At 71.3% G+C, this 26,040-nt stretch carries 26 protein-coding genes; 12 read left to right on the forward strand and 14 right to left on the reverse strand.

The genetic code is table 11. From position 1 onward, the window contains the following. Nucleotides 1–234: 234 nt before the first annotated feature. Nucleotides 235–1,503 (forward strand): sensor histidine kinase, encoded by a 1,269-nt coding sequence (locus ACQ0O7_RS31825; protein WP_430787522.1) that lies wholly within the window; start codon nt 235–237, stop codon nt 1,501–1,503. Here ACQ0O7_RS31825 and ACQ0O7_RS31830 read toward each other — a convergent pair. Genes ACQ0O7_RS31830 through ACQ0O7_RS31855 form a run of 6 tightly spaced genes read right to left on the reverse strand, consistent with a single transcriptional unit; the run spans nt 1,496 to nt 8,644 of the window. Continuing rightward, on the reverse strand, nt 1,496–2,305 hold the full coding sequence (locus ACQ0O7_RS31830) for a siderophore-interacting protein (protein WP_430787524.1): 810 nt from the start codon (nt 2,303–2,305) through the stop codon (nt 1,496–1,498). The genes ACQ0O7_RS31825 and ACQ0O7_RS31830 overlap by 8 nt on opposite strands. Before the next feature lie 17 nt (nt 2,306–2,322). Continuing rightward, nucleotides 2,323–4,065, reverse strand: a complete 1,743-nt coding sequence (locus tag ACQ0O7_RS31835) for an ABC transporter ATP-binding protein (protein WP_430787526.1) — start codon at nt 4,063–4,065, stop codon at nt 2,323–2,325. Next, on the reverse strand, nt 4,062–5,726 hold the full coding sequence (locus ACQ0O7_RS31840; protein WP_430787528.1) for an ABC transporter ATP-binding protein: 1,665 nt from the start codon (nt 5,724–5,726) through the stop codon (nt 4,062–4,064). The genes ACQ0O7_RS31835 and ACQ0O7_RS31840 overlap by 4 nt, the downstream gene beginning before the upstream one ends. Before the next feature lie 3 nt (nt 5,727–5,729). Further along, the gene (locus tag ACQ0O7_RS31845) at nt 5,730–6,668 is read right to left on the reverse strand and encodes an ABC transporter substrate-binding protein (RefSeq protein ID WP_430787530.1); all 939 of its coding nucleotides are present in this window, start codon (nt 6,666–6,668) and stop codon (nt 5,730–5,732) included. Between the two features lie 24 nt (nt 6,669–6,692). Next, nucleotides 6,693–7,685: a FecCD family ABC transporter permease gene (locus tag ACQ0O7_RS31850; RefSeq protein ID WP_430787532.1), complete on the reverse strand. Its 993-nt coding sequence runs from the start codon at nt 7,683–7,685 to the stop codon at nt 6,693–6,695. Continuing rightward, nucleotides 7,682–8,644, reverse strand: coding sequence for a FecCD family ABC transporter permease (locus tag ACQ0O7_RS31855; RefSeq protein ID WP_430787858.1), 963 nt, complete (start codon nt 8,642–8,644; stop codon nt 7,682–7,684). The genes ACQ0O7_RS31850 and ACQ0O7_RS31855 overlap by 4 nt, the downstream gene beginning before the upstream one ends. Nucleotides 8,645–8,758: 114 nt before the next feature. On the opposite strand from ACQ0O7_RS31855, the gene ACQ0O7_RS31860 reads away from it, so the two are divergent. The 3 genes from ACQ0O7_RS31860 to ACQ0O7_RS31870 all read left to right on the forward strand — a co-directional run bounded on the left by ACQ0O7_RS31860 (nt 8,759) and on the right by ACQ0O7_RS31870 (nt 10,801). Continuing rightward, nucleotides 8,759–9,517 carry a siderophore-interacting protein gene (locus ACQ0O7_RS31860; protein WP_430787534.1) on the forward strand — a complete coding sequence of 253 codons (759 nt, stop codon included), beginning with the start codon at nt 8,759–8,761 and terminating at the stop codon, nt 9,515–9,517. Nucleotides 9,518–9,534: 17 nt separating this feature from the next. Further along, the gene (locus ACQ0O7_RS31865) at nt 9,535–10,149 is read left to right on the forward strand and encodes an HAD-IA family hydrolase (RefSeq protein ID WP_430787536.1); all 615 of its coding nucleotides are present in this window, start codon (nt 9,535–9,537) and stop codon (nt 10,147–10,149) included. An 85-nt stretch (nt 10,150–10,234) separates the two neighbouring features. Continuing rightward, the gene (locus ACQ0O7_RS31870; RefSeq protein ID WP_430787538.1) at nt 10,235–10,801 is read left to right on the forward strand and encodes a Uma2 family endonuclease; all 567 of its coding nucleotides are present in this window, start codon (nt 10,235–10,237) and stop codon (nt 10,799–10,801) included. A gap of 136 nt (nt 10,802–10,937) precedes the next feature. On the opposite strand, the gene ACQ0O7_RS31875 is transcribed toward ACQ0O7_RS31870, so the two are convergent. The 8 genes from ACQ0O7_RS31875 to ACQ0O7_RS31910 form a co-directional block, all read right to left on the reverse strand. After that, nucleotides 10,938–11,855, reverse strand: a complete 918-nt coding sequence (locus ACQ0O7_RS31875; RefSeq protein ID WP_430787540.1) for a type II secretion system F family protein — start codon at nt 11,853–11,855, stop codon at nt 10,938–10,940. Beyond that, entirely contained in the window at nt 11,855–12,817 is a 963-nt protein-coding gene (locus ACQ0O7_RS31880) for a type II secretion system F family protein (protein WP_430787542.1), read from the reverse strand. The genes ACQ0O7_RS31875 and ACQ0O7_RS31880 overlap by 1 nt, the downstream gene beginning before the upstream one ends. Next, a complete protein-coding gene (locus tag ACQ0O7_RS31885; protein WP_430787544.1) occupies nt 12,811–14,241 on the reverse strand; it encodes a CpaF family protein in 1,431 nt (476 codons plus the stop codon). The genes ACQ0O7_RS31880 and ACQ0O7_RS31885 overlap by 7 nt, the downstream gene beginning before the upstream one ends. Then, nucleotides 14,238–15,413, reverse strand: a complete 1,176-nt coding sequence (locus ACQ0O7_RS31890) for an AAA family ATPase (RefSeq protein WP_430787546.1) — start codon at nt 15,411–15,413, stop codon at nt 14,238–14,240. The genes ACQ0O7_RS31885 and ACQ0O7_RS31890 overlap by 4 nt, the downstream gene beginning before the upstream one ends. Next, nucleotides 15,414–16,208 carry an RcpC/CpaB family pilus assembly protein gene (locus ACQ0O7_RS31895; protein WP_430787548.1) on the reverse strand — a complete coding sequence of 265 codons (795 nt, stop codon included), beginning with the start codon at nt 16,206–16,208 and terminating at the stop codon, nt 15,414–15,416. Between the two features lie 140 nt (nt 16,209–16,348). After that, nucleotides 16,349–16,720: a TadE/TadG family type IV pilus assembly protein gene (locus ACQ0O7_RS31900; RefSeq protein WP_430787860.1), complete on the reverse strand. Its 372-nt coding sequence runs from the start codon at nt 16,718–16,720 to the stop codon at nt 16,349–16,351. Nucleotides 16,721–16,775: 55 nt separating this feature from the next. Next, nucleotides 16,776–16,958: a Flp family type IVb pilin gene (locus ACQ0O7_RS31905; protein WP_430787550.1), complete on the reverse strand. Its 183-nt coding sequence runs from the start codon at nt 16,956–16,958 to the stop codon at nt 16,776–16,778. 98 nt (nt 16,959–17,056) lie between these two features. After that, entirely contained in the window at nt 17,057–17,467 is a 411-nt protein-coding gene (locus ACQ0O7_RS31910) for a response regulator (protein ID WP_430787552.1), read from the reverse strand. A gap of 199 nt (nt 17,468–17,666) precedes the next feature. On the opposite strand from ACQ0O7_RS31910, the gene ACQ0O7_RS31915 reads away from it, so the two are divergent. From ACQ0O7_RS31915 to ACQ0O7_RS31950, 8 genes are all read left to right on the forward strand, one after another. Further along, on the forward strand, nt 17,667–18,614 hold the full coding sequence (locus ACQ0O7_RS31915; RefSeq protein ID WP_430787554.1) for an NmrA/HSCARG family protein: 948 nt from the start codon (nt 17,667–17,669) through the stop codon (nt 18,612–18,614). Nucleotides 18,615–18,626: 12 nt separating this feature from the next. Continuing rightward, nucleotides 18,627–19,559, forward strand: coding sequence for an ion transporter (locus ACQ0O7_RS31920; protein WP_430787556.1), 933 nt, complete (start codon nt 18,627–18,629; stop codon nt 19,557–19,559). A gap of 163 nt (nt 19,560–19,722) precedes the next feature. Beyond that, nucleotides 19,723–20,565, forward strand: a complete 843-nt coding sequence (locus ACQ0O7_RS31925) for a MurR/RpiR family transcriptional regulator (RefSeq protein ID WP_430787558.1) — start codon at nt 19,723–19,725, stop codon at nt 20,563–20,565. A 353-nt stretch (nt 20,566–20,918) separates the two neighbouring features. Then, nucleotides 20,919–22,064 carry an ABC transporter substrate-binding protein gene (locus ACQ0O7_RS31930; protein ID WP_430787560.1) on the forward strand — a complete coding sequence of 382 codons (1,146 nt, stop codon included), beginning with the start codon at nt 20,919–20,921 and terminating at the stop codon, nt 22,062–22,064. Then, nucleotides 22,064–23,803, forward strand: coding sequence for an ABC transporter permease (locus ACQ0O7_RS31935; RefSeq protein WP_430787562.1), 1,740 nt, complete (start codon nt 22,064–22,066; stop codon nt 23,801–23,803). The genes ACQ0O7_RS31930 and ACQ0O7_RS31935 overlap by 1 nt, the downstream gene beginning before the upstream one ends. Next, entirely contained in the window at nt 23,800–24,849 is a 1,050-nt protein-coding gene (locus tag ACQ0O7_RS31940; RefSeq protein ID WP_430787564.1) for an ABC transporter ATP-binding protein, read from the forward strand. Before ACQ0O7_RS31935 ends, ACQ0O7_RS31940 begins: the two co-directional genes overlap by 4 nt. After that, the gene (locus ACQ0O7_RS31945; protein ID WP_430787566.1) at nt 24,843–25,451 is read left to right on the forward strand and encodes a histidine phosphatase family protein; all 609 of its coding nucleotides are present in this window, start codon (nt 24,843–24,845) and stop codon (nt 25,449–25,451) included. Before ACQ0O7_RS31940 ends, ACQ0O7_RS31945 begins: the two co-directional genes overlap by 7 nt. Before the next feature lie 95 nt (nt 25,452–25,546). After that, complete coding sequence (locus ACQ0O7_RS31950; protein ID WP_430787568.1) at nt 25,547–25,897, forward strand: hypothetical protein; 351 nt, start codon at nt 25,547–25,549, stop codon at nt 25,895–25,897. Nucleotides 25,898–26,040: the final 143 nt, after the last annotated feature.

The raw sequence follows: 26,040 nt of genomic DNA on the forward strand, positions 1-26,040 counted from the left end.
CGCGGTCCCTCGGTGTTCGATCATTTGGCCTAGACACCTGAATGATCAACCGAAGGCCGCGCTCTTCTACGTACCGCCCGATACCGGCGTGACTACACCAAAACCGATCATCCGGTCATACCTCTATCTTGCAGAGGCCCTGGGCGACTGACCTACGGCGGCGCGGTCCGGCCCGCGTGCCGAGGTTCTAATTTTCGGGGCCGGGGTGCCGATCTGGCGGGGGTGACGACCGTCGTGAGGGAGCGGCCGGACCGGGAGCGGGACCGGCTTGCGGCTCTGCATGAGTATCGGCTGCTGGACGCCCCGGCGGACGATGAGCTGAGCGCTGTCGTGCGGGTCGCCTCCGTCGTCGCCGGTGTGCCTACCGCCTCGCTCAACCTGATCGACGAGAACCGGCAGTGTCAGCTGACCACCGTCGGGTTTCCGGGGAGTGACTCACCGCGTACCGAAAGCATGTGTGACATCTCGTTTCGCGGCGGGAAAGTCACCTACCTTCCTGATGCCCGGACCAGCCCGCTCTACGCCGTCACCCCCTGGGTGGACGGGCGGCGGGCGGACGTCCGCTTCTACGCCTCCATTCCGCTGATCAGCCCGACCGGCCACGCCCTTGGCACCCTCTGCGTCTTCGACAGCGTCGTCAAAACCCTCGATCCAGCGCAGATCGCCCGCCTGGAAGACCTCGCCCAGGTGATCGTCGGGTTGTTCGAGCGGCGCCGCCAGGCCCGGATCAGCGCCGACCTGGCGCGGGAGACGAAACGGGCGCACGCCGAGATCGCCGAACGGGAGTCGCAGCTGACCGCGGCCGTCGACGAGCTGCGGCGGTCGAACGACGAGCTGGAGGGGTTCGCGGCGGCGGTCAGTCATGACCTGGTGCGGCCGCTGGCCAGTGCGAGCGGGTTCCTGGAGATGTTCGGCGAGGTGTACGGCGGGCAGCTGGACGAGCAGGGCGTCACGTGGGTGAACGGGGCGGCGAAGGCGCTGGACCGGATGCAGGAGCTGGTGCAGGCACTGTTGCAGTACGCGCGTGCCGGGCATGCCCCGTACCAGCCGGTGATCGTCGATTTGAACGACGTGGTGGGGCAGATGCGGGCCGATCTGCGGGCGCTGGTGGAGGCCGCCGGTGCCACCGTGACCGTGGCGGGGCCGCTGCCGTCGGTGGACGGGGATCCGACGCTGCTGCGGCAGTTGTTGCAGAACCTGGTCGACAACGCGATCAAATACCGACACCCGGACCGGGCCCCCGAGGTACGGGTGAGCTGTACCGCCGAACCGGAGGGTTGGGCGATCGCGGTCACCGACAACGGGCTGGGCATTCCGCCTGAGCACCGGGACCGGGTGTTCGACATGTTCGCGCAGGTGGATCCGGCGGCCCGGAAGGGGCACGGGATCGGGCTTTCCACCTGCATGCGGATCGTGGAGCGGCACGGCGGCCGGATCGAGGTGGACGGCAATCCGGCCGGCGGTACGGTGATCCGGTTGCATCTGCCGAAACCGGTCACATAGCCGCGTGTCCGTGCCGCCAGTACCCGATGAAGTCGATGTTCGTCTTCGGCACGGACCGGTCCTGCACCAGGTGCCGCCGCCCGCCGGTGACCAGCGCCGACTCACCGACCAGATAGGCCCACACCGGGGTCCCGGGCAGATCAGCGGAGATCAACTTCTCCAGAGCCAATTTTCCCGGTACGCCGTGACCACCGTCGCGTGCCACCCACTGGAGGTCGACACCGGCCGGGACGCGGAAGTCCTGCACGTCGTCGAGGGACGGCAGTTCGACGATCGCCACCCCGCGCGCGTCGTCGGGCAGCGAGGCGCAGATCCCGGCCACCGCGGGCAGTCCGGTCTCGTCGGCGACCAGCAGCGTCCAGTCGTGCTCGGCCCGCGGGTTGTAGCCGACGCCCTGGTCGAGCAGGCCGACCTGGTCGCCGGGCTTGGCTTCCACGGCGAACGTGCTGGCCGGGCCGCTGTGGCCATCGGGATCCGTGTGGATGACGAAGTCGACGTCCAGACCGTCCGGCCGGTACGCCCGCACCGTGTAGTTGCGCACGTACGGCCGCTTCGGTTTGGTGGTTGCCAGGTATTGGGCGTACCACAGCCCGGAGGTCCGGGTCGGCAGTTTGAGCGTGTCCTGGCCGGGGCGGGGCAGGAACAGCCGGAACCACTGGTCGAAGCCGAGCGGCGTGAACCGGCCGAGCCCTTCGCCGCCCAGGGTCACCCGGACCACATTGGGTGACACCCGCTCGCTCCCGAGGACGTCGAGGAGCAGCACGTGCGGGTCGACCGGCTTACGGATCTTGAAGTTCGCCATAGTTAGGCTAACCTAACTTATTGGCCCCATGTGGTCCATAGCCTGGCGTACCTGCCCCCGGCCTGCCGCAACTCGTCGTGGGTGCCCTCCTCGACCACCCGCCCGTGATCCATCACCAGGATCCGGTCGGCACTCGCCGCCTGAGTCAGCCGGTGCGCCACGATCAGCGCGGTCAGGCCCTCGGTCACCGCCGCCGCGGCCCGGTCCAGATCGCGGGCGCCCGCGCTGCCCGCCTCCGCGGTCGCCTCGTCCAGCACCACCACCCCGGTCCCGGTCAGCGCCAGCCGGGCCAGCGCCAGCTGCTGGGCCTGCGCCGCGGTGAGCCGGTGCCCACCCTCGCCGACCTCGGTGGCCAGGCCGTCCGGCAGCGCCCGGAACCAGCCGCCGGCGCCGACCCGCTCCAGGGCCGCCACCATCTCCTCGCCGGTCGCGTCCGGGCGGGCCAGGCGCAGATCGGCGGCGAGCGTCCCGGCGAAGACGTGCACCTCCTGGCTGACCAGGGCGATCCGCTGCCGGACCCGCTCCTCGCCCAGCTCGGACAGGGGCACGCCGCCGAGGTGGGCCGTACCGTCGGACGGGGTGATGATCCCGGCCGCGATGGCCGCCAGGGTGGTCTTGCCGGCGCCGCTGGCGCCGACCAGGGCGACCCGTTCACCGGGGGCGACGGTCAGGGTGACATCGGACAGAACGATCGGTCCACCGGCATAGCGGTGCTCCCGCACATGGATTTCCAAGCTTTTTTCCGACAAATTATAAATGTCGGAAACTGCGGTCGTACGGGCGGGCAGGTTCGCCACCCCGATCAACCTCGCCAACGACGCGTTGACCTGCAGAACCGTGTCCGCCTCCATCAACAGCAGACCGATCGGATTGAACAACCGGTGGAAATACAGCGCCGCCGCGGTGGCCGCCCCCACCGTCGCCAGGTCGTACCGCACCAGCAGGAACCCGGCGATCAACACCCCGGCCAGCCCGAGATACTCGGCCCGGTTCATCCGGACACTGAACCGGGTGTAGAGCGTGAACACGTCCAGCGCCAGATTCCGGGCGGCCGCCGACCGGTCCGCGATCCGGTCCACGTGACCCGGCTCCACCCGGTACGCCCGGACCGTGGCCGCCCCGTGCAGCGCCTCCGCCATCGCCTGCGACCGCTGCCCGGCCACGATCCGCTCCCGCGCGTAGAACGGCGCCGACCGCGGCAGATACCAGCGCATGGCCAGCGCGTACCCGGGCACCGCGGCCAGCCCGGCCAGCCCCAGCCGCCAGTCCAGCGCGAACAGCCCGGCCCCGGTGAGCAGCACCGACAGCAGCGCGCCGAGGATCGCCGGCCCGCTGGCGGTGAGCATGTTCGCCACCACCGCCACGTCGTCGCCGGCCCGGGCCACCAGGTCACCGGTGCCGGTCCGTTCCAGGGTGGCCGACGGCAGGTGCAGGGCCCGGTCCATCACCCGCTCCCGCAGCCGGGCCACCACGGTCTCGCCGAGCCGGGCCGCCACCGCCGCGCCGGCCGCGGTCAGCAGCCCGCCCACCACGGCCGCCGCGCCGATCACCGCCACATGCCCGAGCACGTCGCGCAGCTCGGCCCCGGCGATCACCGCGTCCACCAGCCGGCCCAGCACCCACGGCGCGACCAGCCCGGCCGCCGCCGCACCGACCAGCAGCGCCAGAGCGGCCGCGCTGAGCCGGGGCATCCGGGCGAACTCGGCGCCGAACGCCCGCCAGGTCTCGCGGGTGCCGGAGACCGGAAGGAGCTCGTTCATCGCAGGACCGCCGCCCGGTAGCGCTCGTCCGACGCGACGAGCTGATCGTGGGTTCCCTCAGCGACCACCCGGCCGCCGTCCAGCATCGCCACCCGGTGCGCGGCCCGCAGCAGCGCCGGGCTGCTGGTGACCACCAGGGTGGCGCGTTCCCCGCCGTTACGGGCGGCGGCGAGCCGGCCGGCGATCAGCGCCTCGGTCACCGCGTCCACCGCCGTCGTCGGATCGTGCAGCACCAGCACCGGCGGGTCGGTGGCCAGCGCGCGGGCCAGAGCGACCCGCTGCCGCTGCCCACCGGACAGGTTGGCGCCGCGTTCGACCAGGTCCTGATCGAGGGGCACCTCCTCGGCGGCGGCGTCGGCCACGGCCGCCGACACCGTCGCGTCGTCCAGATCGCCGCGCAGGGCGATGTTGGAGCGCACGGTCCCGGCGAAGAGCGTCACGTCGTGGTGTTCGACAAGCACCACCCCGCGGGCGGTGTCCAGGGTCAGCTCCTCCAGCGGCACCCCGTCGATGCGCACGGTGCCCTGGTAGTCGTCGCGGGGCACCCCGCCGGTGAGCAGGCCGAGCAGTTCACCGGCCTGGCGCGGGGAACCGGCCAGCACGGCCAGGATCTCACCGGCACCCAGGCGCAGGCTCAGGCCGTTCAGTTCCCCGTACGACAATCCGTTGATCTCCACCCGGATCGAACCCGGAAGCGGACGGCCCGCCGTGCCGGGGGAGACCTGGGGTGCCGCGTCCAGGACGCGGGCCACCCGCCCGGCCGACGCCCGCGCGGTGGCCAGCAACTGCACGCAGAAGCCGAGCAGCTGCACCGGCTCGGCCAGGAACTGGGCCAGCCCGACCACCGCGATCAGCTCACCCACACTGATCCGGCCCTGGATCGCGAACCATCCGGCGAACCCGGCGACCACCGCCAGCAGCAGCCCGTTCACCGCCGTGGTCAGGCCCAGGTGCAGGCCCTTGGTGGTGGCGGCGCGCAGCGTGTCGGTCAGTGCCCGGCCGCTGGCCTCGGCATACCGCCCGGCCGCGTGGTGCTGGGCGCCCAGGCCGCGCAGCACCCGCAGGCCGGTGACCAGGTCGACGGCGGTGGCGGTGGTGGTGGCCAGGGCGGCCTGCTGGGCCGCACCACGCCGGGTCAGCAGCGGCGCCAGCGACTGCAGGCCCAGGACCACCAGCGGTACGCCGATCAGCACGCCCACCCCGAGCAGCGGCTCCACCACGATCAGCGCGATCGCCGAGACGGTGACCGCGGCGCTCGCGGCGGCGATCAGCGAGACCGCGCGCAGCCCCTGCACCGACTGCTCGGTGTCGGAGGCGGTGACCGAGAGCAACTCCCCGTCGCGCATCCCGGACCGGTGCCCGCGCGGGTCCAGGGCCCGCCCGGCGATCTCCACCCGCATCAGGTGGCCCTCGTGCTCGACCGCCGAGGCGCCCAGCCGGGAACCGAACCGCCAGGCCAGCGCCAGTACGGTGAACAGCCCGGCCAGCCCGGCCAGCGAGATCAGCAGGCTGGTGGTGTCCGACGTGGCCACCGCCCGGTCGACGATCAGCCCGATCGCGACCGGGACCATGGCCTCGGCGGTCTGGTGCAGGCAGAGCAGCGCCACACTGGCGGTGATCCGGCCCCGCTGGCGGCGCAGCGCCTTGGTCAGAACAGTCATGTCTTAGGGCTTCGCCATTTCGGTGAGTACGGTGTCCATCCGGTCGGCCAACTGGATGCCGGTGCCGAGTGAGGACGCGCCCGAGACGATCGGGTGGACACGGCCGGCGCGGACCGCGGAGAGATTCTTCCAGAGATCGGTGCCGGTGAGCGGCTCGTTGTCGGGGGCCGCGGTGGTGCCGTCCGGCCCGGCCGGGACCAGCAGGGCGCTGCTCGGCTCCAGGATCGCGATCTTCTCGAACGAGTACTCGGCGGTCGGCTCGGCCTGCGACTGCGACGGCTCGGCCAGCCGGATCCCGCAGTCGAGCAGGACGGCGGTGTCGGTCCACGCCGGGCCCAGCGTCCAGAACGTGGTGTCCGAGGCGACCTGCACGAACGAGAACGTGTGTCTCGCCAGCACGTCGGCGTGCCGCCGGTTGATCTGCGCGGTCTTGTCCCGGTAGGACGCCAGCAGCTGATCGGCCTGCGCCACCCGGTTCACCACGTCACCGACCCGGGCGGCCACCTCCAGCAGCGACAGCTTCTGGAACGAGATGACCACGGTCGGGGCGATCGCGCTGAGCTGCTGATACAGCTCGTCCGGGGTGTCGATGGTGCGCAGGATCAGGTCCGGGTCCGCGGCGGCGATCTTCTCCACGTCCGGTTCGGTCCAGTCGCCGGTGACCGGCACCGCCTTGAGCCGGTCACCGTAGAACGCGCCGGTGCCCTGGTAGCCGCCACCACCCACACCGACAGGGGTCAGACCCAGGTCGACCAGGGCGAACGCGCCGTAGTAGTCACCGCAGACCACCCGGGCGGGGGAGACCGGCACGTCGACGGGGCCCTTGTCGGTCTCCACGGTCCGGGTGTCGTTCTGTTCGGACGGTGGAGGCGTCGACGAACATCCGGCCAACAGGAGTCCGCTTCCGATCAGCAGGCTGCGGCGGTCGAGCAGTTCGATCATCACGATCTACCTCTCATCTCGTGGTCAGCCGCCCCGGCCGGTGCGGTTCGTGGCGGCGAGTTGCCAGAGCAGGAACGGGGCGCCGACCGCCCCGGTGATCACACCGACCGGCAGCACCCGGTCGGCGAGCAGATGCTGACCGGTCAGGTCGGCGGCGACCATCACCACCGCGCCGGTCAGCGCGGCCGGAATCAGCGCCAGGCCCCGGCCGCGCAGCAACCCGCGGGCGATCGGCCCGGCCACGAACGCCACGAACGGCACCGGGCCCGCCGACGACGTCGCCACCGCGGCCAGCGCCACCGCGGTCACCAGCACACCCAGCCGGATCAGCTCCACCCGCGCGCCCAGCGCCCGCGCGGTGTCCTGGCCGAGCGCGAGCGTCCGCAGGCCCCGGGAGAAGAGCAACGCCACCGGGACCAGGACGACAAGGGCGACGATCAACGGCCACAGATGCGCTGGGGTACGGGCGTTGAGGCTCCCGGTCAGCCACACCAGAGCCTGCCGGGCACTGGTCACGTCGGCCTTCGACATCAGATAGGAGACGACCGCGCTGAGCACCGCCCCGACCCCGATCCCGACCAGCACCAGGCGATACCCGGTCACACCCCGCCGCCAGGACAGCAGGTGGATCAGCGCCGCGGTGGCCAGCGCGCCGGCGAACGCGGCCACCGGCACCACCGCCCCGGACAGCCCGAGCAGCACCGTGCACACCACCGCGGCGGCGCTCGCGCCCATCGTCACGCCGATGATGTCCGGGCTGGCCAGCGGATTGTCGACAAGGGCCTGGAAGAGCGCGCCGGACAGCCCGAACGCGGCCCCGGCCAGCAGACCGCAGAGCACCCGGGGCAGCCGGACATCCATGATCACGAAGGTGTTCCGCCGGGTGCCGTGCCCGGCCAGCACATCGAGCACGGCCGGCACCTCGATCCGGAAACCGCCGGTGGCCAGCGCCGTCACGAACAGCACCCCGGCCAGCGCCAGCAGCACCGCGACCACCATCAGCTCCCGGGGTCTCACAGCGCCGCCAGGTCGCGGCGCCGGATCAGGAACACGAAGATCGGGGCGCCGAGCACCGCGGTCACCACCCCCACCTGGAGTTCGGACGGGCTGACCAGCACCCGGCCGAGCACGTCCGCGGCCAGCAGCAGCGCCGGGGCCAGCACCGCCGAACAGGGCAGCACCAGGCGGTGGTCCGGGCCGGTCAGCAGCCGGGCCATGTGCGGCACGGCGAGGCCGACGAAGGCGATCGGGCCGGCCAGGGCGGTGGCCGTACCGCAGAGGATCACCACCGACGCGGCGGCGACCGCACGGCTCACACCGACCCGCTGGCCCAGCGCGAGGGCCACGTCGTCGCCCAGCGCCAGACCGTTCAGCAACCGGCCACAGGGGATCGCCAGCAGCGCCCCGGCCAGCAGGAACGGCGCCGCCTGCGCGGCCAGATCGAGATTGCGCCCGGCCAGCGAGCCGACCTGCCACAGCCGCATCCGGTCGAAGGCGTCGGTGTCTCCCAGGATGATCGCGGTGGTCACCGAGCCCACCGCGGCGCTCACCGCCGCGCCGGACAGGGCCAGTTTGACCGGGGTGGCACGGTCCGGGCCGAGCGTGCCGATGCCGTAGACGATCACCGCGACCAGTGCCGCGCCGGCGAAGGCGAACCAGACGTAGCCGGTCAGCGAGGTCACCCCGAACAGGCTGATGCCCAGCACCAGGAAGAGCGCGGCGCCGGCGTTCACGCCGAGGATGCCCGGGTCGGCGAGGGCGTTGCGGGTCAGGCCCTGCATGATCGCCCCGGCGGTGCCGAGGGCGGTGCCGACCAGGAGGCCGATCACCGTACGGGGTAGGCGCATGGTTCGTATCACCAGGTGTTGCGGATCGGTCGGCTGGTAGTCGAGGAGCGCGTCACGGACCGTGCCCGGGGCGATCGGCTCGGCCCCGACCGCGAGGCTGAGCAGCGCGAACAGGCCGAGCGCGGCCAGCGGCACGAGCACGGCAGCCGCCCGGCGGCGCGCTGCGTCCACTGTCGACCCTCCCCGTGATCAGTGAGGATAGGCTAACCTAACCGAACGCCGTCTCCCAGAGGAGCGAGACCCATGCCGCACCGTCCGCTGCCCGCCGAGGTGGTCCGCGCCGAACGCCTCACCCCACACCTGACCCGGATCACCGTGACCGGTCCCGATCTGGACGGCTTCGGCTACGACGGCCCCGACCACCTGGTCCGGATCTTCCTGTCCCCGGAACCCGGCGGCGCGCCGGTGCTCCCGGACTCCGACGACTGGTGGCCGGCCCTCCAGGCGATCCCCGGCGACGTCCGCCCGGTGGTGCGCAACTACACGGTCCGCCGCCTCGACCGGGCCCGCCGCGAGATGGACATCGACTTCGTGCTGCACGGCGACAACGGCCCGGCGTCGGCCTGGGCCGGGACGGCCGCCCCCGGCGACCGGCTCGGAGTGCTCAGCGACGGCGCCGAATACGCCCCGCCGCCGGACACCGACTGGCAGCTGCTGGCCGGCGACGAGACCGCGCTGCCGGCCATCACCGCCGCGGCCGAGGCGCTGCCCGCCGGCGCCACCGCGATCGCCCTGATCGAGGTGGCCGGCGCGGACTGCGAGATCCCGGTCGCCGCGCCGTCCGGCGTCACCGTGCACTGGCTGCACCGGCGGGGCGCACCGGCCGGTTCCAGCGACGTGCTGGTCCGGACGTTGCGGGACATGCCATTGCCCGCCGGTACGCCGTACGCCTTCCTGGCCGGCGAATCCATGATGGTCACCACCGCCCGCCGGCACCTGTGCGCCGAGCGGGGCTTCCCGAAGAACCGGGTCTACTTCTCCGGCTACTGGCGAGCCTCCTGACCGATTATGCTCGGCTGGTGAGTAAAAAGCTCTCCGGAATCGAAGCGATCCTTCTGGACATGGACGGCACCCTCGTCGAATCGCACGCCGCCGTCGAACGCGCCTGGCGCGTCTGGGCCGCCGAACACGACGTCGACGCCGACGAGGTGCTGGCCGCCGCCCACGGCGCCCCGTCCCTGACCACCGCCCGCCGCTTCCTGCCCGACGCCGGCGAGGAGGCGGTCGCGGTGGCCGCCGCCCGCCAGCTCGACCTGCAGTACGACGACCTGTCCGACATCACCGCCTGCGCCGGGGCCGGCGACCTGCTGGCCGCCCTGTCCCGCCGCGCCCTGCCGTGGGCCGTGGTGACCAGCGCCGACCGCCGCCTGGCCACGGCCCGCCTGACCGCGGCCGGCATCACCGCCCCCTTGGTGGTGACGATCGAGGACGTCGCCGCCGGCAAACCGGCCCCCGACGGCTACCTGCTGGCCGCCGACCGTCTGGGCGTACCCCCGTCGGCCTGCCTGGTCGTCGAGGACGCCGAGGTGGGCGTGGCCGCGGGCCGGGCCGCCGGCGCCCGCACCGCCGGCCTGCGAGGCGCCCCCGCCGACATCCCCCTGACCACCCTCACCGACCTGGCCGCCCTCCTCTGACCGGGCCACCCTCCTCTGACCGGCCCGCCAGGTCGAACCCGCGGTATCTTGAGTCCGATGGCCGATCGCATTCCCGGAGGTGGGTATGACTGCCGAGATGGTCGCGCCGGCCTGGATGCATCAGCAGGTAACGGCAGAGCAATATGCGGCGTGGACGGAAGAGCAGTGCGCCGGGATCGAGATCGTGGATGGGATGGTGCTGGTGAGCCCGAGCGCGTCCAAGCGGCACAACCGCCTGGCCCGGCTGCTGGCGAACGCCCTGGACGAGGCGGCGGGGGAGGACTGGAACGCGGACACCGACTTCGACGTCCGTCTCCAGGACGTGCCACTGAACAATCGGCGCCCGGATGTGACGGTCTACCGCGCGGACACCATCGACATCACACCGACCCGACCCGAACACGTGATCCTGGTGGTGGAGGTGGTCTCACCCGGCTCGGAGACCACCGACCGGGTGGTCAAGACGAGCCAGTACGCGAAGGCCGGCATCCCGTTCTACTGGCGCATCGAACAGACGGCCACCGGCGCGCCGATCGCCTACACCTACGTGCTCGACCCGGCCACCGGCCGCTACCGCAACGGCGACGTGTTCACCGGCGTGGTGAAGCTGACCGCCCCCTTCCCCGTCGAGGTGGACCTCAGCCGGATCTAGGTGCTGCCGGTGCGGGGCGCATTCGCCCGGCGGTCGCCGGGCGGTCCGGAGTCTCGCCCTCCTCGCGTGGACGACACGGGGCGACCCGATTTCCGTGGGGCCGACGGGCGTACCGGATGAAGGGTCGGAAAGTCGGTCAGCTGTTGGAGAAGGTTTTGATCAGCTGGATCACGGCCGGGCCGATGATGACCACGAAGATGGCCGGGAACATGCAGAACAGGATCGGGAAGAGCATCTTCACCGGCACCTTCTGGGCCGCCTCCTCGGCGCGCTGGCGGCGGCGGATCCGCTGGTCGGCGGCGTGTTCGCGGAGGATGGGGGCGACCGAGATGCCCAGTTCGCCGGCCTGGATCAGGGCGGTGACCAGGCGGCGCAGGTCGCGGACCGTGGTGCGCTGGGACAGGTCGCGGAGGGCTTCGGAGCGGGCCACGCCCAGGCGCATCTCCTGGAGTACCCGGTGCAGCTCGTCGGCGATCGGGCCGCGGGTGCCCCGGGCCACCTGGTCCATCGCCGAGTCCAGGCCCAGGCCCGCCTCGACGCCGATGACCAGGACGTCCATCACGTCGGGCAGGGCGCGCTGCATCAGCTCCTGGCGTTTGATGGACGCGTTGTAGATCAGGATCAGGGGCATTCCGTAGCCGAGGGCCACACCGAGGATCGCGCCGACGATCGCGCCGGGCTGGCCTTTGAACGTGTTGCCGACGCCGGCCATCAGCAGGGGCAGGACCAGCATCGCCAGCGGGCGGAGCCGGATCACCCGGGCGGCCGGCCAGGCGACCGGGTTGCCGGCCAGTTCCAGCATCCGGACCAGGCGTTCCCGGTCGCTGGGTGGGCTGATCAGGGCGCCGATCCGGTCGCCGATCTCGATCAGCGCATGGGTGGCGCCGGAGGTCTGGTCGCGGTTCTGTCTGCCGTCGGGGCGGCCGGTGAAGACGGCCAGGGTGCGCATCACCCGTTCCCGGCGTACCTCGGGAAGGGTGGAGGCGACCGCGACCAGCAGCACCGCGAAGGCCGCCGCGGACACCGCGATGATCACCAGCAGGGCGCCGCTCATCAGACCTCCACCTTGACGACCTGGCGCAGCCAGAGTCCGCCGAGTCCCATGCCGATCAGCGCGACGGCGAGCAGCAGCAGCCCGAATGGTTCGGTGAACAGCGGCCGCAGATAGCCGGGCTGGGTGAGCTGGATGGCCAGGGCGGTGAGCGGCGGCATGCAGGTCAGCACCCAGGCCGAGATGCGGCCCTCACCGGACAGCGACCGGACGTGCCGTTTGATGTAGGCGCGTTCCCGCATCGTGTCGGAGGTGGTCTGCATGACGTCGACCAGGCTGCCGCCGACCTCGCGCTGCAGCCGCAGGGCCATCACCAGCCACACCACCTCGGTGCTGTGCATGCGTTCGCCGACGCGTTCGATGGCGTCCTCGAAGCTGCCGCCGATCCGGGTCTCGGCCAGGGCCCGGCGCAGTTCGACGGCGACCGGCCCGCCGTCGTCGCGGACCGCCGCCTCGACCGCCTGGTGCAGGGTGAAGCCGGCCCGCAGCGAGCTGGTCATCAGGTTGAGGGCGCCGGGCAGTTCGTCGCCGAACTGCCGTTCCCGGCGGGAGATCCGGAAGCTGAGGTAGAAGCCGGTGATCAGGTAGCCGAGGATCAGCCCGATCAGGATCGCTACCGCCCACGGCAGGAGGAACAGCAGCAGCACCGACGTGCCGATCATGGTGGCGAACCGGATCGCCAGCCATTCGGTCGGTTTGATCTGCCCGCCGAGCCGGTCCAGCACGTCCTCGTCCCGGGCGGCCAGCCGGACCAGCAGCGGGACGGCCTCCAGTTGCTGCCCGGCGGACACCACCAGCCGGCGCAGCAGCGGCACCTCCTCGGTGACGGTCCGCACCCGGAACCGCCGCAGCACGGTGAGCCGGCGCTGGATCGGGGTCTTCCCGAAGATCGCGTCCAGCACCGCGTACCCGGCGAGGAAGGTGGCCCCCACGATCAGGAAGACGGCCAGGACCAGAGTCACCATCCGCGGCCTGCGAAGAGGTTCTGGTTGAGCGTCACCCCGTACGGTGCGAGCGCGTCGGTGAAGTTGGGCCGGATCCCGGTGGGTTTGAGGACACCGCCGCGGGCGTCCGGGGCGTACTCGTGCAGGAAGATGTCCTGGAGGGTGATGACGTCGCCCTCCATGCCCACCACCTCGGTCATGTGGGTGATCTTGCGGGAGCCGTCCTTGAACCGGTTGACCTGGAGGATCAGGTCGACGGCCGAGGTGATCTGGTCGCGGATGGCGCGGCTGGGCAGGTCCATGCCGGCCATCAGGACCATGGTCTCCATCCGGGACAGCGCGTCCCGGGGCGAGTTGGCGTGCAGGGTGGTCAGCGAGCCGTCGTGGCCGGTGTTCATCGCCTGCAGCATGTCCAGGGCGGCGCTGTCGCGGACCTCACCGACGACGATCCGGTCGGGCCGCATCCGCAGCGCGTTCTTGACCAGGTCGCGGGTGGTGATGGTGCCGCGGCCCTCGGAGTTGGCCGGCCGGGATTCGAGACGGACCACGTGGTCCTGGACGAGCTGCAGCTCGGCGGCGTCCTCGATGGTGACGATCCGCTCGTCGGCCGGCACGAATCCGGACAGCACGTTGAGGACGGTGGTCTTGCCGGAGCCGGTGCCGCCGCTGACCACGATGTTGCGCCGGCCGCGGACGCAGGCGTCCAGGAATTCGGCCGCGCCCCGGGTCAGCGTCCCGTAGTTGATCAGGTCGGTGGCGGTGAGCGGCACCGCGGCGAACTTGCGGATGGTCAGGGTGGAGCCGTCCAGGGCGATCGGCGGCACGATCGCGTTGACCCGGCTGCCGTCGGGCAGCCGGGCGTCCACCATCGGGCTGGACTCGTCCACCCGGCGGCCGACCCGGGAGCAGATCCGGTCGATGATCCGGCGCAGGTGCGACTCGTTGTCGAATTCGGCGGCCACCCGCTCGATCCGGCCGAAGCGTTCCACGAAGACGAAGTTCGGGCCGTTGACCATGACCTCGGTGACCGACTGGTCGCGCAGCAGCGATTCGATCGGCCCGTGCCCGAGCACCTCGTCGACCACCTCGCGGACGATCCGGGCCCGGTCGGCGCCGGACAGCGGGGTCTCCTCCCGGGCCAGCAGCTCGTTGAGCGACTCGCGGACCTTGGCGTCCAGGTCGTCGCCGGCGTTGCGGTCGTTGCCGTAGAGGGTGGGCCCGAGTTCGTCGGCGAGCCGCCGCTGGATCCGCAGGCGCACCTCGTTGACCTGGTCGTCGGGCCGGGCCTGGCTGGCCGCGCGGTACCGGTCGGTGCCGCTGGAGCCCCGGTCGATCGGCGGCCCACCCGGCTGCTGGCCGTGGCCGTGGCCGTGCTGCTGCTGTTGTTGTTGCTGCTGTGGGTTCTGGGCGGTCTGGGCCGCGGCGAGGCGTGCGGAAAGGCTCATTTCGCGGGTCTCCTGATACCGAGGAACCGACGCTCCTTCACCGGTTCGGTCTTCACCCCGGAGATCCGGTCGGCCAGCTCACGGATCGCGCGGCTCACCGGGTGCATGGGGTCGGTCATGGTCAGCGGCTCACCCTGGTTGACCGAGACGGGCACGTCCCGGCTGGACGGCACCTGCACCGCGAACGACATGCCGACCGCCTCCTCCACGTCCTGCGGGGTGAGGCCGACCTGGGTGTTGGCCCGGTTGAAGACCAGCAGCCGGCGTTCCTTCGGATAGTCGAGCAGGTCGAACATCTCCGAGGTGAGCCGGACCGACTTCAGGGTCGGCAGGTCCGGGGTGACGATCGGGATGAACCAGTCGGACATGTCCAGCGCCGCGAGCACCTGGTCGGTGACCACGGCCGGGGTGTCCACCACGATGTAGTCGTAGAGCGGCCGGGCCACGTCCAGCAGCTCGACCACGAACTCGCGGCTGACCCGTTCGCCCTCGGCCGGGCTGGGCGGGGCGAGCAGCGCGTCCAGCCCGGTGCGATGGCTGGAGACGATCGAGCGCAGGCCCGGCTCGTCCAGTTTGCCGGTCATCGACAGGCCGCCGGCGATGTTCCGGTCCGGGGACAGCCTCAGCATGATGGCGACGTCGCCGAACTGCAGGTCGAGGTCGATCAGCAGGACCCGCCGGGCGCCACCGGCGAGGGCCACCGCCAGGTTGGCGGCGACCATGCTGCGGCCGCAGCCGCCCTTGCCGGCGAAGAGCGTGATCACCCGGGCGTACGGGGCCTGTTCGGCGGTGCCGCGCAGGGTGCTGCTGAGTGCTTTGGAGAGGTCGACGGACCGCACCGTGGCGGCCCGCAGACCGTCGTTGTCCGCCTCGTCGACGATCTCCCGGACCCCGGAGCGCAGGCATTCCAGGACCATCTGCGGCTCGATCACCCGGCGGATCAGCACCACCCCGATCAGCGGACGTTGCAGCCGCTGGTACGCGGTGAACATCAGCGCCTCGCCCAGATCCACCGTGGCGCCCAGGATGACCAGGATCGTCTCCGGGTAGCGTGGCAGATGGGTCTCCAGGTCGGCCATGCTGGACAGCATCGTGCAGCCGACCTCCCGGAACGCCGGGCCGACCTCGGTGCGCCGGCCCTCGTCGGGTTCGACGTAGACATAGAGGCTCATTCAGAACAGCCCCTTCGTGTCGACGCCGTCTCCGGGCGTCACCTTCACCGTGGCCCCGAGCAGGGCCAGGTAGAGACCGCAGTATTTGGACGCGTGGATCAGGCGCTGGGCGTCCTTCGGGGTGACCGCGAGGCTGACCACGTACCGCTCGTACTTGCCGGACTTCTGCTTGTCGTCCTCGGTCTCCTCGGGCTCGGGTGTGGCCGAGCCGGACGGGACCACCGGGGCGGGCGTGGTCGGGTCGACCTCCGGGGCCTCGCCGATCACCATCACCTGGGCGCGGGGCAGCAGCGGCCGGGTCTTCGGCGGTCCGGGACTGTCCGAGTCGGGTTGCAGGGGGCAGGTCCCGTAAACGGTCACCTGGTCGCCGGCGGTCACGTCGCCGGCCACCTGCGGCGCCACACTGAGCGCCACGGTCACCGCGAGCATGTCGGTGGGGACGGTGTACCGCCGCGGGCCCGACGCGGCGGGGCCGTCCTTCTGGAAGAGGGCCCGCATCAGCAGCTGGCTCTTCTCCAGGGGCGCGGTCAGCCGCAGCCCGTCGAGTGCCGCCTCCCACGTGGTGAGGGCGCCCACGGGGACGGTCTCGTTCGGGACCAGGATCCGTTCGGTCAGATTCTTCACGTCCGAGCCCACCGTGTCCGCCGGGATTCGTTCCCGGGCGATGAGGACCCAGACACCCTGCTTGCCCTCGACCGCTCGCTTGTCCGCACCCCGGACATAGGCGATGATCGCCGCCCCGCTGACGAACGCCAGCAGAAGTGCGGCCAGCAGGATCAGCACGCGCCGTCGCATGTCTTCACCTAATCAGGTCAAGGTCATCCGAAACGGCTAATCACGGTTACCTCAAAGGTCCTACCGTTCCCGGGTTTTCCGCGGGTCACGACAGGTAGGCCCCACTGCGGGCGCAGGGGGCCGAACTCAGGCGCGACGGCTCAGCCGACGCACGACATCACGCCGCGAGCCTTCAGGATGATCGTGCTCGACCCACCGGCCGAGGTGATCCACGCCATCACCGGGGTGATCGCCCGGAACTGGCGTTCCACCCGGACGGTCGAGTCGGCGCCGGCGACCGGCGAGGCCGCGCACACCTGGACCCCGTTGGTGGGGTAGTTCAGGGTCACACCGCTGCCGACGATCGAGGTGACCTTCGCCTTCACGTCGGTGACGGTGCCGCTCAGCGCACCCAGCCGCGCGCCCTCACGGGCGGCCTGGGTGAGCTGGATGTTCTGCTGCAGCATCCGGCCCATGTCGATGATCCCGAACAGGATGAGCAGCAGAACCGGCAGCACGAGGGCCATCTCGATGACGGCCGCCCCGGTCTCGCCCCGGGCGTGGTGCCCGGGGCGAGACCGGCGGGCGTCATGCGAGCGAGCCGGTGACCCGGCCGAGCAGGTCCTCGATGTTCCCGCTGAGCAGGCCGATCGCGGTGATGAGGGCGGCGGCGATGAGAGCGACGAGCAGCGAGTACTCGACGATGGTCGCGCCCTCCTCGGACTTGTGCATGGCGCGCAGGTAGCCGACGAGAAACTTGATCTGCTCCATGGTGTTTCCTCACGTTCCGTGGCCAACCCCCCGTTGGCCTCTGCCCTATGAATCGGACGGGTACGTCGGAGCATGAGCCAGCCTCGGTTGCTTAACAGTCACCAATTGGGGGCCGAGGAGGACTGCGACAGCACCGTGCGCAGAGTCCCGGCCAGAACGTCCGCCGTGTAGGGCTTGGCGATGAACGGCGAGCCCGCCTTGATCAGGCCGCGCTTGATGGCGATCTCCTCGGGGACGCCGGACACGTACACGACCTTCATGCCCGGCCGGACCGCTGCCGCCGACCGGGACAGCTCGCCGCCGGAGACACCGGGCAGGCCCAGGTCGGTCAGGAGCACGTCGATGTTGCCGTCATGGACGCGGCACGCCATCAGTGCGCTCACCGGGTCCTTGGCCGACAGCACGACGAAACCGCGCATCTCGAGCATCTGCGTGGTCAGTTCGCGCAGATCCTCGTCGTCCTCGACCAGCAACACGACCGGTCCCTGCTGTTCCGCGGTTTTCCACATGATCCTCTCCGCCCGTGAGGGGACGGCGGTGGCCGGCCCACCCACGCTGACCACGCTATCCACTGCGCTGGGGGTGGTGTCCGGAATCGGGGAAAGCGGCCTCGGAGTGCTGGTGACGACCGTCTCATCCGATCGGGAATCATCGATCGCCCGCGGTGGTTGTGCGAGGCAGTCCTTCAAAATTGAAAGAGTGGTAGTCATGAACCAGAAGATCATCGCGGTCGTCGGCGCCACCGGTTCCCAGGGTGGCGGACTGGTCAAGGCGATCCTGGCCGACACGTCCGGCGAGTACGCGGTCCGGGCGATCACCCGGGATACCACCTCACCCCGCGCCCGGGAGCTGGCCGAGCTCGGCGCCGAGGTGGTGCGGGCCGACAACTACGACGAGGAGAGCCTGGTCGAGGCGTTCACCGGGGCGTACGGCGCCTTCCTGGTGACGAACTTCTGGGCGCACATGTCCGCGGCCAAGGAGCTGGAGGAGGCCGGCAACCTGGCGAACGCCGCGAAGCGTGCCGGGCTCCAGCACGTGATCTGGTCGACCCTGGAGGACACCCGCGACCACATCCCGGTGTCCGACGACCGGATGCCGACCCTGCAGGGTGAGTACAAGGTCCCGCACTTCGACGCCAAGGCCGAGGCGGACCGGCTGTTCACCGCGGCCGGGGTGCCCACCACCTTCCTGCGGACCACCTTCTACTGGGAGAACCTGGCCAACGGCTGGGGCGCCACCCGGGACGCCGACGGCGTGCTCACCCTGAGCCTGCCGATGGGCGGCGCCCGGCTCGCCGGGATCGCCGTCGACGACATCGGCGCCACCGCGTACGGCATCCTGCGGGCCGGACCCCGGGAGTACGCCGGCCGGACCGTGCACATCGCCGGTGAGCACCTGACCGGCGAGCAGATCGCGGCCGGGCTGTCGAAGGCGGTCGGTGAGCCGGTCGTCTACCGGCCGCTGACCCACGACGCCTACCGTGGTCTGGGCTTCCCCGGCGCCGACGAGGCGGGCAACATGCTGCAGTACTACACCGAGTTCGAGGACTACTTCACCGGTGTCCGGGGCCTGGCCGAGGTGCGCAAGCTGAACCCCGGGCTGAAGACCTTCACCCAGTGGCTGGACACGTTCGGGCACACCATCCCGACGAAGTAGTTATGTCATAGGATGCGGCCGTTCGCGAAGATTCGCCGGGGGAGACGCATCCTGTCCACGCTCAGAAGGGCCGTCACGGCGCGCTGCCTCACCATGGTCGGCGCGCCCTGGTTCAGCATCGCCGGATTCACGGTGATCTTGGTCAACGCGATGTGCCTCGGCCTGGAGACCTACTCCTGGGCCGCGGCCGTCGGACCCTATCTCAAACTCGTCGAACATCTGTGCATCGCCGGATTCGTCTGCGAGTTGCTGATCCGGTTCGGCGCGAGCCTGGATCGCCCGTCGGCCTTCTTCCGGGACGGCTGGAACATCTTCGACATGGCGATCATCCTGGCCCCGCTGCTCCCCGGCATCCGGGAGAACGTCACCCTGCTGCGGCTGCTGCGCCTGGCCCGGATCGTCCGGGCCTTCCGGCTGTTCCCCAGCCTGCGGATCATCCTGATCGGCCTCCGGCGCAGCCTGCCCGGCCTCGGCAGCTTCCTGCTGATCACGGTGCTGGTGATATACGGCTACGCGATGCTCGGCTGGATGCTGTTCGGGCGGGCCGAGCCGGACAGGTACGGCACCGTCGGCCAGGCCATGCTCAGCCTGTTCCTGCTGCTCTCCCTGGACGGCATCACCGACACCCTGGTGGCCGGCCGGGAGATCACCCCGTGGGCCGTGCCGTACTACGTGTCGTACATGGTCGCCGCCTGCTATCTGCTGACGAACCTGCTGGTCGGCGTGGTGCTGACCGCCCTCCAGGAGGCCCACGACGCCGAGCGGGCGGCCGCCCGGGGCAAGGAGAGCGGCCCGCCCATCCCGACCGCCGACAACACTCCGCACCAGCAGATCGCCAAACTGCGCGAGGCCCTGGACGCCCTGGAATCCCAGCTGACGACCACCCCACCGCAACCCCGAACCCCGGAAACCCCGTTAGAGGTGGTACGCCCCGGGAGCTCCTAGAGACCGGGTCGTCCCGCGTCGTCCGCGCGAGGCCGGCGGGACACCGGACCGTCCGGCGGGCGCCGGGCCGAATGCGGTGGTTCCGGGACCGCCCCCTCGCGTTCACTTTCGGTTTGCAAGATCAGGGTTATCTGCAAGCCCGCTTGCACCTAGCCTTCCTCACGTGCTCGAACAAGGCTCCCTCCGCCACCGCATCGACGCGCACCGGCCCCGGCTCTCACCCGGCGACCTGCGCGTCGTCGACGTACTGCTGTCCCACCCGGCCGAAGCCGCGGTACTACCCGCCGAACAGGTCGCCACCCGGGCCGGCGTGCACGTCGCCGCCGCCACCCGGCTGGCGCAGAAACTCGGCTACACCGGCTACCCCCAACTGCGCAACGGCCTGCAGGCCGAACTGCTCGGCGCGGTCGACGCCGAAGACCGGATCCGCACCCGCCTCGACCGTGGCGCCCTGCTCGCCACCGTGATCGACGACGAACTGACCTCCCTGCGCGAACTGCCCCGCGCCGTCCCGCAACCACTGATCGACGAAGCCGCCACCCGGGTACTCGCCGCCCGCCGGGTGCTGATCTTCGCCCGCGGCAACGCGACAGTGCTCGCCGGCCTGCTGGTGCGGCGGCTCCGGCGGTTCGGCACCCTGGTCACCGACCTGACCGGCCCCGACCGCGACGTCGCCGAGGAACTCGTCTCCCTCCAGCCCGGCGACCTGGTCGTGGTGCTGGCCTTCCGGCGCCCGTCGCGCGTCCTGCCGGCCCTGCTGGAGACGGTCCGTGAGACCGGCGCCGGCCTGCTGGTACTGACCGACGTGCTGGGCCAGCCGGACGGCGCCCCGGACTCGACGGTGGTGCTGGCGGCCCCGCGCGGAAACGGCCGCGAATACCAGTCTTTGACAGTCCCGATGGCCTTGGCCAACGCCCTGGTGCTGGCGGTGGCCCAAGCCGACCAGACTCGCGCGTCCACGGCGCTGACCCGCTTGGACACCTTGCTGGAACGCTTCGAGTCCTAACCCCACACGGCCCCACCCCGCGTGCCACTTTCCGGCGCGATCCACACCGGAAATCACCACGCCCCGGTCGAGCGCCGATCGCGTGGTCACTTCCGGTGCGGATCGCGCCGGAAGTCACCACGCGGGGTGAAGCGCCGATCGTGTGGTCCTTTGTGGTGCGGATCGGGCCGGAAGTGACCACGCGGGGTGGAGTGCGGATCGCGTGGTTCTTTGCGGTGCGGATCGCGCCGGAAAGAGGCACGCGGGTGGGGCCTGCACGACTGTCCGGCCCCTGGCCTGTGGGGGGTGGGGCTGTGCTTTATGCGTACCCAATTATCGTCTTTTGGTTGGAGAAATCTGTGTTTCGTAAGCCTGTGCTGGCGCTTGTCCTGACCGCCGTCGTGCTCTCCGGCTGTGGCGGTGGCAGCCCGGTCACCCCGGCCGGCGCCGCCTCGACCGCGCCCGACCCCCTGGACACCGCCACCATCGAGGAACTGCACACCGCGGCCAAGGCCGAAGGGGAGGTGCGGGTCTACGCCTTCACCAGCCGGATCGCCTCGGTCGAGGCCGAGTTCGAGAAGACCTACCCGGGTGTCGACCTGGTGCCCACCGACATCTCCTCCACCGAGCAGATCGCCCGTCTCAAGTCCGAGGCGACAGCCGGCGCCCCGACCGCCGACGTGGCCTACCTGTCCGACGCGCCGGTCGTGCTCACCGACCTGATGGCCGGCGGGCTGCTGCGCAACTACGTCCCGCCGCGCGTCGCCGGGGATCTGCCGGAACGGTTCAGCCGGCCGCTGGTCGCGAACCGGCTGTCCACCAAGACCCTGATGTACAACGAGGAGGCCCACCCGGGTGGCTCCCCGATCACCAACCTGTGGCAGCTCACCGACCCGGAGTGGAAAGGCCGCGTGATCATGGTGGATCCGCAGGTCCGCGGTGACTACCTGGACCTGGCCACGGAGATGGTGCTGCGTGCCGGCGAGATGGCCGCCGCCCACGAGCAACTGCGCGGCACACCCGTGAAACTCGACGACGGGGTGGCGAACGCGGGCGAGCAGTTCCTGAAGGATCTGTACGCCAACGGCCTCGTCCTCGTCGACGACACCGACGCGGTGAACGCCGCGGTCGGGGCCAAGGGGCAGGCCGAGCCGCCGGTCGGGTTCACCTCCTACTCCGACCGCCGGGACAACGAGGACGAGGGCTGGGCACTGCAGGCCGCCACCGGCGTCGCCCCGGCGCCCGGCATCGCGTTCCCGGCCCTGCTGGCGATCACCCGGGACGCCGAGCACCCGGCCGCCGCCCGGCTGCTCGTCGACTTCCTGATGGGCGACGAGTCGGCGACCGGCGGGCCGGGGTTCGCGCCGTTCTACGTGGCCGGTGACTACCCGACCCGTACCGACGTGACGGCGCCGGCCGAGGCCGTGTCGCTGGAGCAGCTCGGCGCCTGGTCGATCGACCCGGCCGCGGTCGCGGAGATCCGGTCCGAGGTCGGCGACTTCCTGCTGACGCTGAGCTGATGCTCTCTCATCTTCGGCGGCCGGTGGTCGTACTGGCGCTGGTCCTCCTTGTTCTTCTGTCCGTGCTGGTCGTCGTGCCGGTCGCCGGTCTGGTCTCGTCCACGCTGCGCCCGGACGGGCTCGCCGCCTGGGGTGACGTGCTGACCGGGCGGCTGGCCCCCGCCCTGCTGCACGAACCGCTGCTCAACTCCCTGCTCGTCGGCGCCGCCACCGCGGCCGGATCGGTGCTGCTCGGCGGGGCGCTGGCCTGGGTCGTGGTGATGACCGACATCCCGTTCCGGCGTACCGTCACGTTCCTCGCCTCGGTCCCGTTCGCGCTGCCCAGCTTCGCGCTCGCGCTGGCCTGGGAATCGGTGTTCCGCAACGAACTCGTCGGCAGCGGCCGGGTCGGCCTGCTCACCGACCTGGGCATGACCGTCCCCGACTGGCTGGCCTGGGGCCCGCTCCCGGTGGCCGCCACCCTGATCGCCCACTACTACTCGCTGTCGTTCATGCTCACCGCCGCCGCGCTGGCCACGGTCAACGCCGAACTCGTCGAAGCCGCCGAACTGACCGGGGCCGGCCGGTTCCGGGTCGCCTGGTCGATCGCCGTCCCGGTGGTCACCCCGGCGGTGATCTCCGGCGCGCTGCTCGCCTTCGCCGAGGGCATCAGCAACTTCGCCGCCCCCGCGGTGCTCGGCCTGCCGGTCCGGTTCCACACCCTGTCCACCCGGGCGTACGGGGCGATCACCACCGGGCAGATCGAACGCGGATACGTACTGTCGGTGATCCTGGTCGTGGTCGCCGCGATGGTGCTGCTGATCAGCACCCGGGTGGCCGGGCGGCGGAGATCCTTCGCCACCATCACCGGCAAGGGCGGACGGCGCCGCCGGGTCCGGCTCGGCGCCGCCCGGATCCCGGTCACCGTGGCCGTGTTCGCGCTGGTCACCGTCACCACCATCGGGCCCGGGGTGCTGCTCGTCGCGTCCAGCCTGCTGCGGCGTACCGGCTCGTTCACGTCCGGCTTCACCACCCACTTCTGGTTCGGCGGATCCGACCCGTCGATGGCTCAGGGCGTGGCCGGGATCCTGCGCAACCCGCAGATCATCACGGCCTTCGGGAACACCCTCGCGCTGGGCCTGGCGGTCGCGGTGGTCGCCACCACACTGGGACTGCTGATCGGGTACGCCACCACCCGCCTGAACGCCGCCGACCCCCTGGAAGCGAACCTCAACCGAGGGCTGTCCCTGCTCAGCTACCTGCCGTTCCTGGTGCCCGGGGTGGCCCTCGGCGCGGCCTTCATCGCCCAGTTCGGCCGCCCGATCGGGCCACTGCCCGCGCTGTACGGCACCTTCGCGCTCCTGGTGATCGCCAGTGCCGCGGCCACCCTGCCGTTCGCCTCCCAGGCCGGGCGCTCCGCCGTCGGGCAGATCTCCCCCGACGTGGAGGAGGCCGCCACCATCGCCGGGGCCGGACTGCTGCGCCGGCTCAGCCGGATCGTGCTGCCGCTGTCCGCCCGCGGACTGTTCGCCGGCGCGGTACTCGTCTTCGTCAACGTGGTCCGGGACCTGTCCCTGCTGGTCCTGCTGGTCACCCCGGCCACCCCACTGCTGTCGATCCTGACGTACCGCTACGCGTCCGAAGGTTTCACCCAGTTCGCGAACGCGGTGACCGTCGTCATCGTGGCGATCTCCCTCGCGGCGACCCTCGCCGCCCGGCGCCTCGAAGGGGCGTCCCAACCCTGGCTGGAGGAACGGTGACCGGATCGAGCATCGGACTGCGCGGACTGCGCAAGGAATTCCGGGGCACGGCCGCCGTCGACGGCATCGACCTGGACGTGCCGGCCGGATCGTTCCTGGTGCTGCTCGGCCCGTCCGGCTGCGGCAAGACCACCACCCTGAGGATGCTCGCCGGGCTGGAACACCCCACCGGCGGCGAGATCCGCTTCGGCGACCGGGTGATCTCCGGCCCCGGCGTCTCGGTGCCACCCGCCCGGCGCGACGCCGGCATGGTGTTCCAGAGCTACGCGCTGTGGCCGCACATGACCGTACGGGGCAACGTCGAATGGCCGCTGAAGATCGCCAAACGGCCCGCCGCCGAACGCCGGTCCCGGGTCGACGAAGTCCTCGACCTGCTGGAGATCGGCCCACTCGCCAGGCGGTACCCGGCCGAACTCTCCGGCGGCCAGCAACAGCGGGTCGCCATCGCCCGGACCATCGCCCCCAACCCGTCGGTGCTGCTCTTCGACGAGCCGCTGTCCAACCTCGACGCCAAACTGCGCGTCGACACCCGGGCCGAACTGCTGCGCATCCACCGGGCCACCGGGGCGACCAGTGTCTACGTCACCCACGATCAGGTGGAGGCGATGGCGATGGCCACCCACGTGGCACTGCTGCGCGACGGCCGGATCGAACAGTTCGGCCCGCCCGGGGAACTGCTGTCCGACCCGGCCACCGCGTTCGTCGCCACCTTCATGGGCACCCCGGCCGCCAACGTCCTCGACGTGCGGATCACCGGCGGCCGGATACTCTTCGACGATGTCCCTCTCGGCGTCTCGGACTCCTCCGGTGAATCCCGCGCCATGTATCGCGCCGAGTCCCTGCGCCTGGACGGTCCCGGCGCCCGGATCACCGCCACCTTCACCGAGGCGGCACCCCTGGCCGGCCGGTACGTGATCACCGGCGCCCTGCACACCACCAGCGGCCGCCGGGTCAGCGTCGTCACCGACCACCGGCCCGACCTGACCGCCGGAGACCCGATGACAGTGGTCTTCCCGGACCACCCGGATCGGCTGTACCCGTGCTGAGACTGCTTCTGGTACGCCACGGCGAGACCACCTGGAACGCCGGCCGCCGCCTCCAGGGCGACACCGACGTACCGCTGTCGGAGACCGGCCGGCGGCAGGCCTCGGCCCTGGCCGCCACCGTCGCCGCCCACCGTCCCGGGATGCTGGTCTGCTCACCGCTGTCCCGCGCCCGGGAGACCGCGGCCCGGCTCGGCCATCCACCGGCCCCGGCCGACCTGGACCCGCGATGGGCGGAGGCACACCTCGGCGACTGGTCCGGCCGGCTGGCCGCCGACCTGCGCGCCGAGGGCCCGGACTACGACCGGTGGCGGGCCGGGCGGCACCGGCCACCGTCCGGCGAGAGCCTGGACGACCTGGCCGCCCGGGTGCTGCCGGCCCTGGCCGATCTGCGCACCCGAACCGGCGACCGGGGAACCGCCCTGGTGGTCACGCACGGCGGCCCGATCCGCGCGGTGCTGCGCGCCCTGCTGTCCCTGGAACCCGCCCGCATCGTCCCGGCGGCCCCGGCCAGCCTGACCGTCCTGGAACTCGCCGACACCCCACGGCTGTCCGCCTACAACGTCGTCCCTCTCGCCGTAGACGCGGCCGAGACCACCGATTGAGTACGCCTTTCGCCGGGACTCGCGGAGCCTTTCGCCGGGACTCGCGGAGAAGAGGGCTGAATCAGCAGTCTGGACACGAGCTGATTCGCTTCGACGTGTCCGACTTCCGCTCGATAGCCGAGCCGGCCGAGTTGTCGATGGTCGCCGTCGATCGCGGTCGTGACGCCGCCCGGGACCAGCCCCGTCTCAACGAGAGCCCGCTGACCCGGGCGGCCTTCTACGGCCCCAACGCGTCCACCCCGCTCACCCACCTGAACCGGGACGAGGCCCGGCTCACCGGGAAACGTCCCGACGGCTCGACGCGGTGGGGTGCCCTGGCCGATTCCGCCGGCGAGCGGGTCCGCAAGTCACCGAATCCGGAGACGGCGTACCCGCACGGCCGCTTCGGCGCTCTGCCGCGGGTCGACCGGACCGACCCGCTGCGCGCGCTGGGGCTGATCGGATGAGCGTCCGCGGGCGAGGCGGGAAACCACTCGGGCGCTCGCCCTGAACCTCGCACCATCGCGAACCCCCGTTTCGAACTCTGGCTGATGCTTCACCACGCCGGCCACCGGCGGTTCCTCGACACCGCGGAAGTCTGGTCGGCCGC

This window comes from Actinoplanes sp. G11-F43, assembly GCF_050589265.1.
In the GTDB taxonomy this organism is placed as follows: domain Bacteria; phylum Actinomycetota; class Actinomycetes; order Mycobacteriales; family Micromonosporaceae; genus Actinoplanes.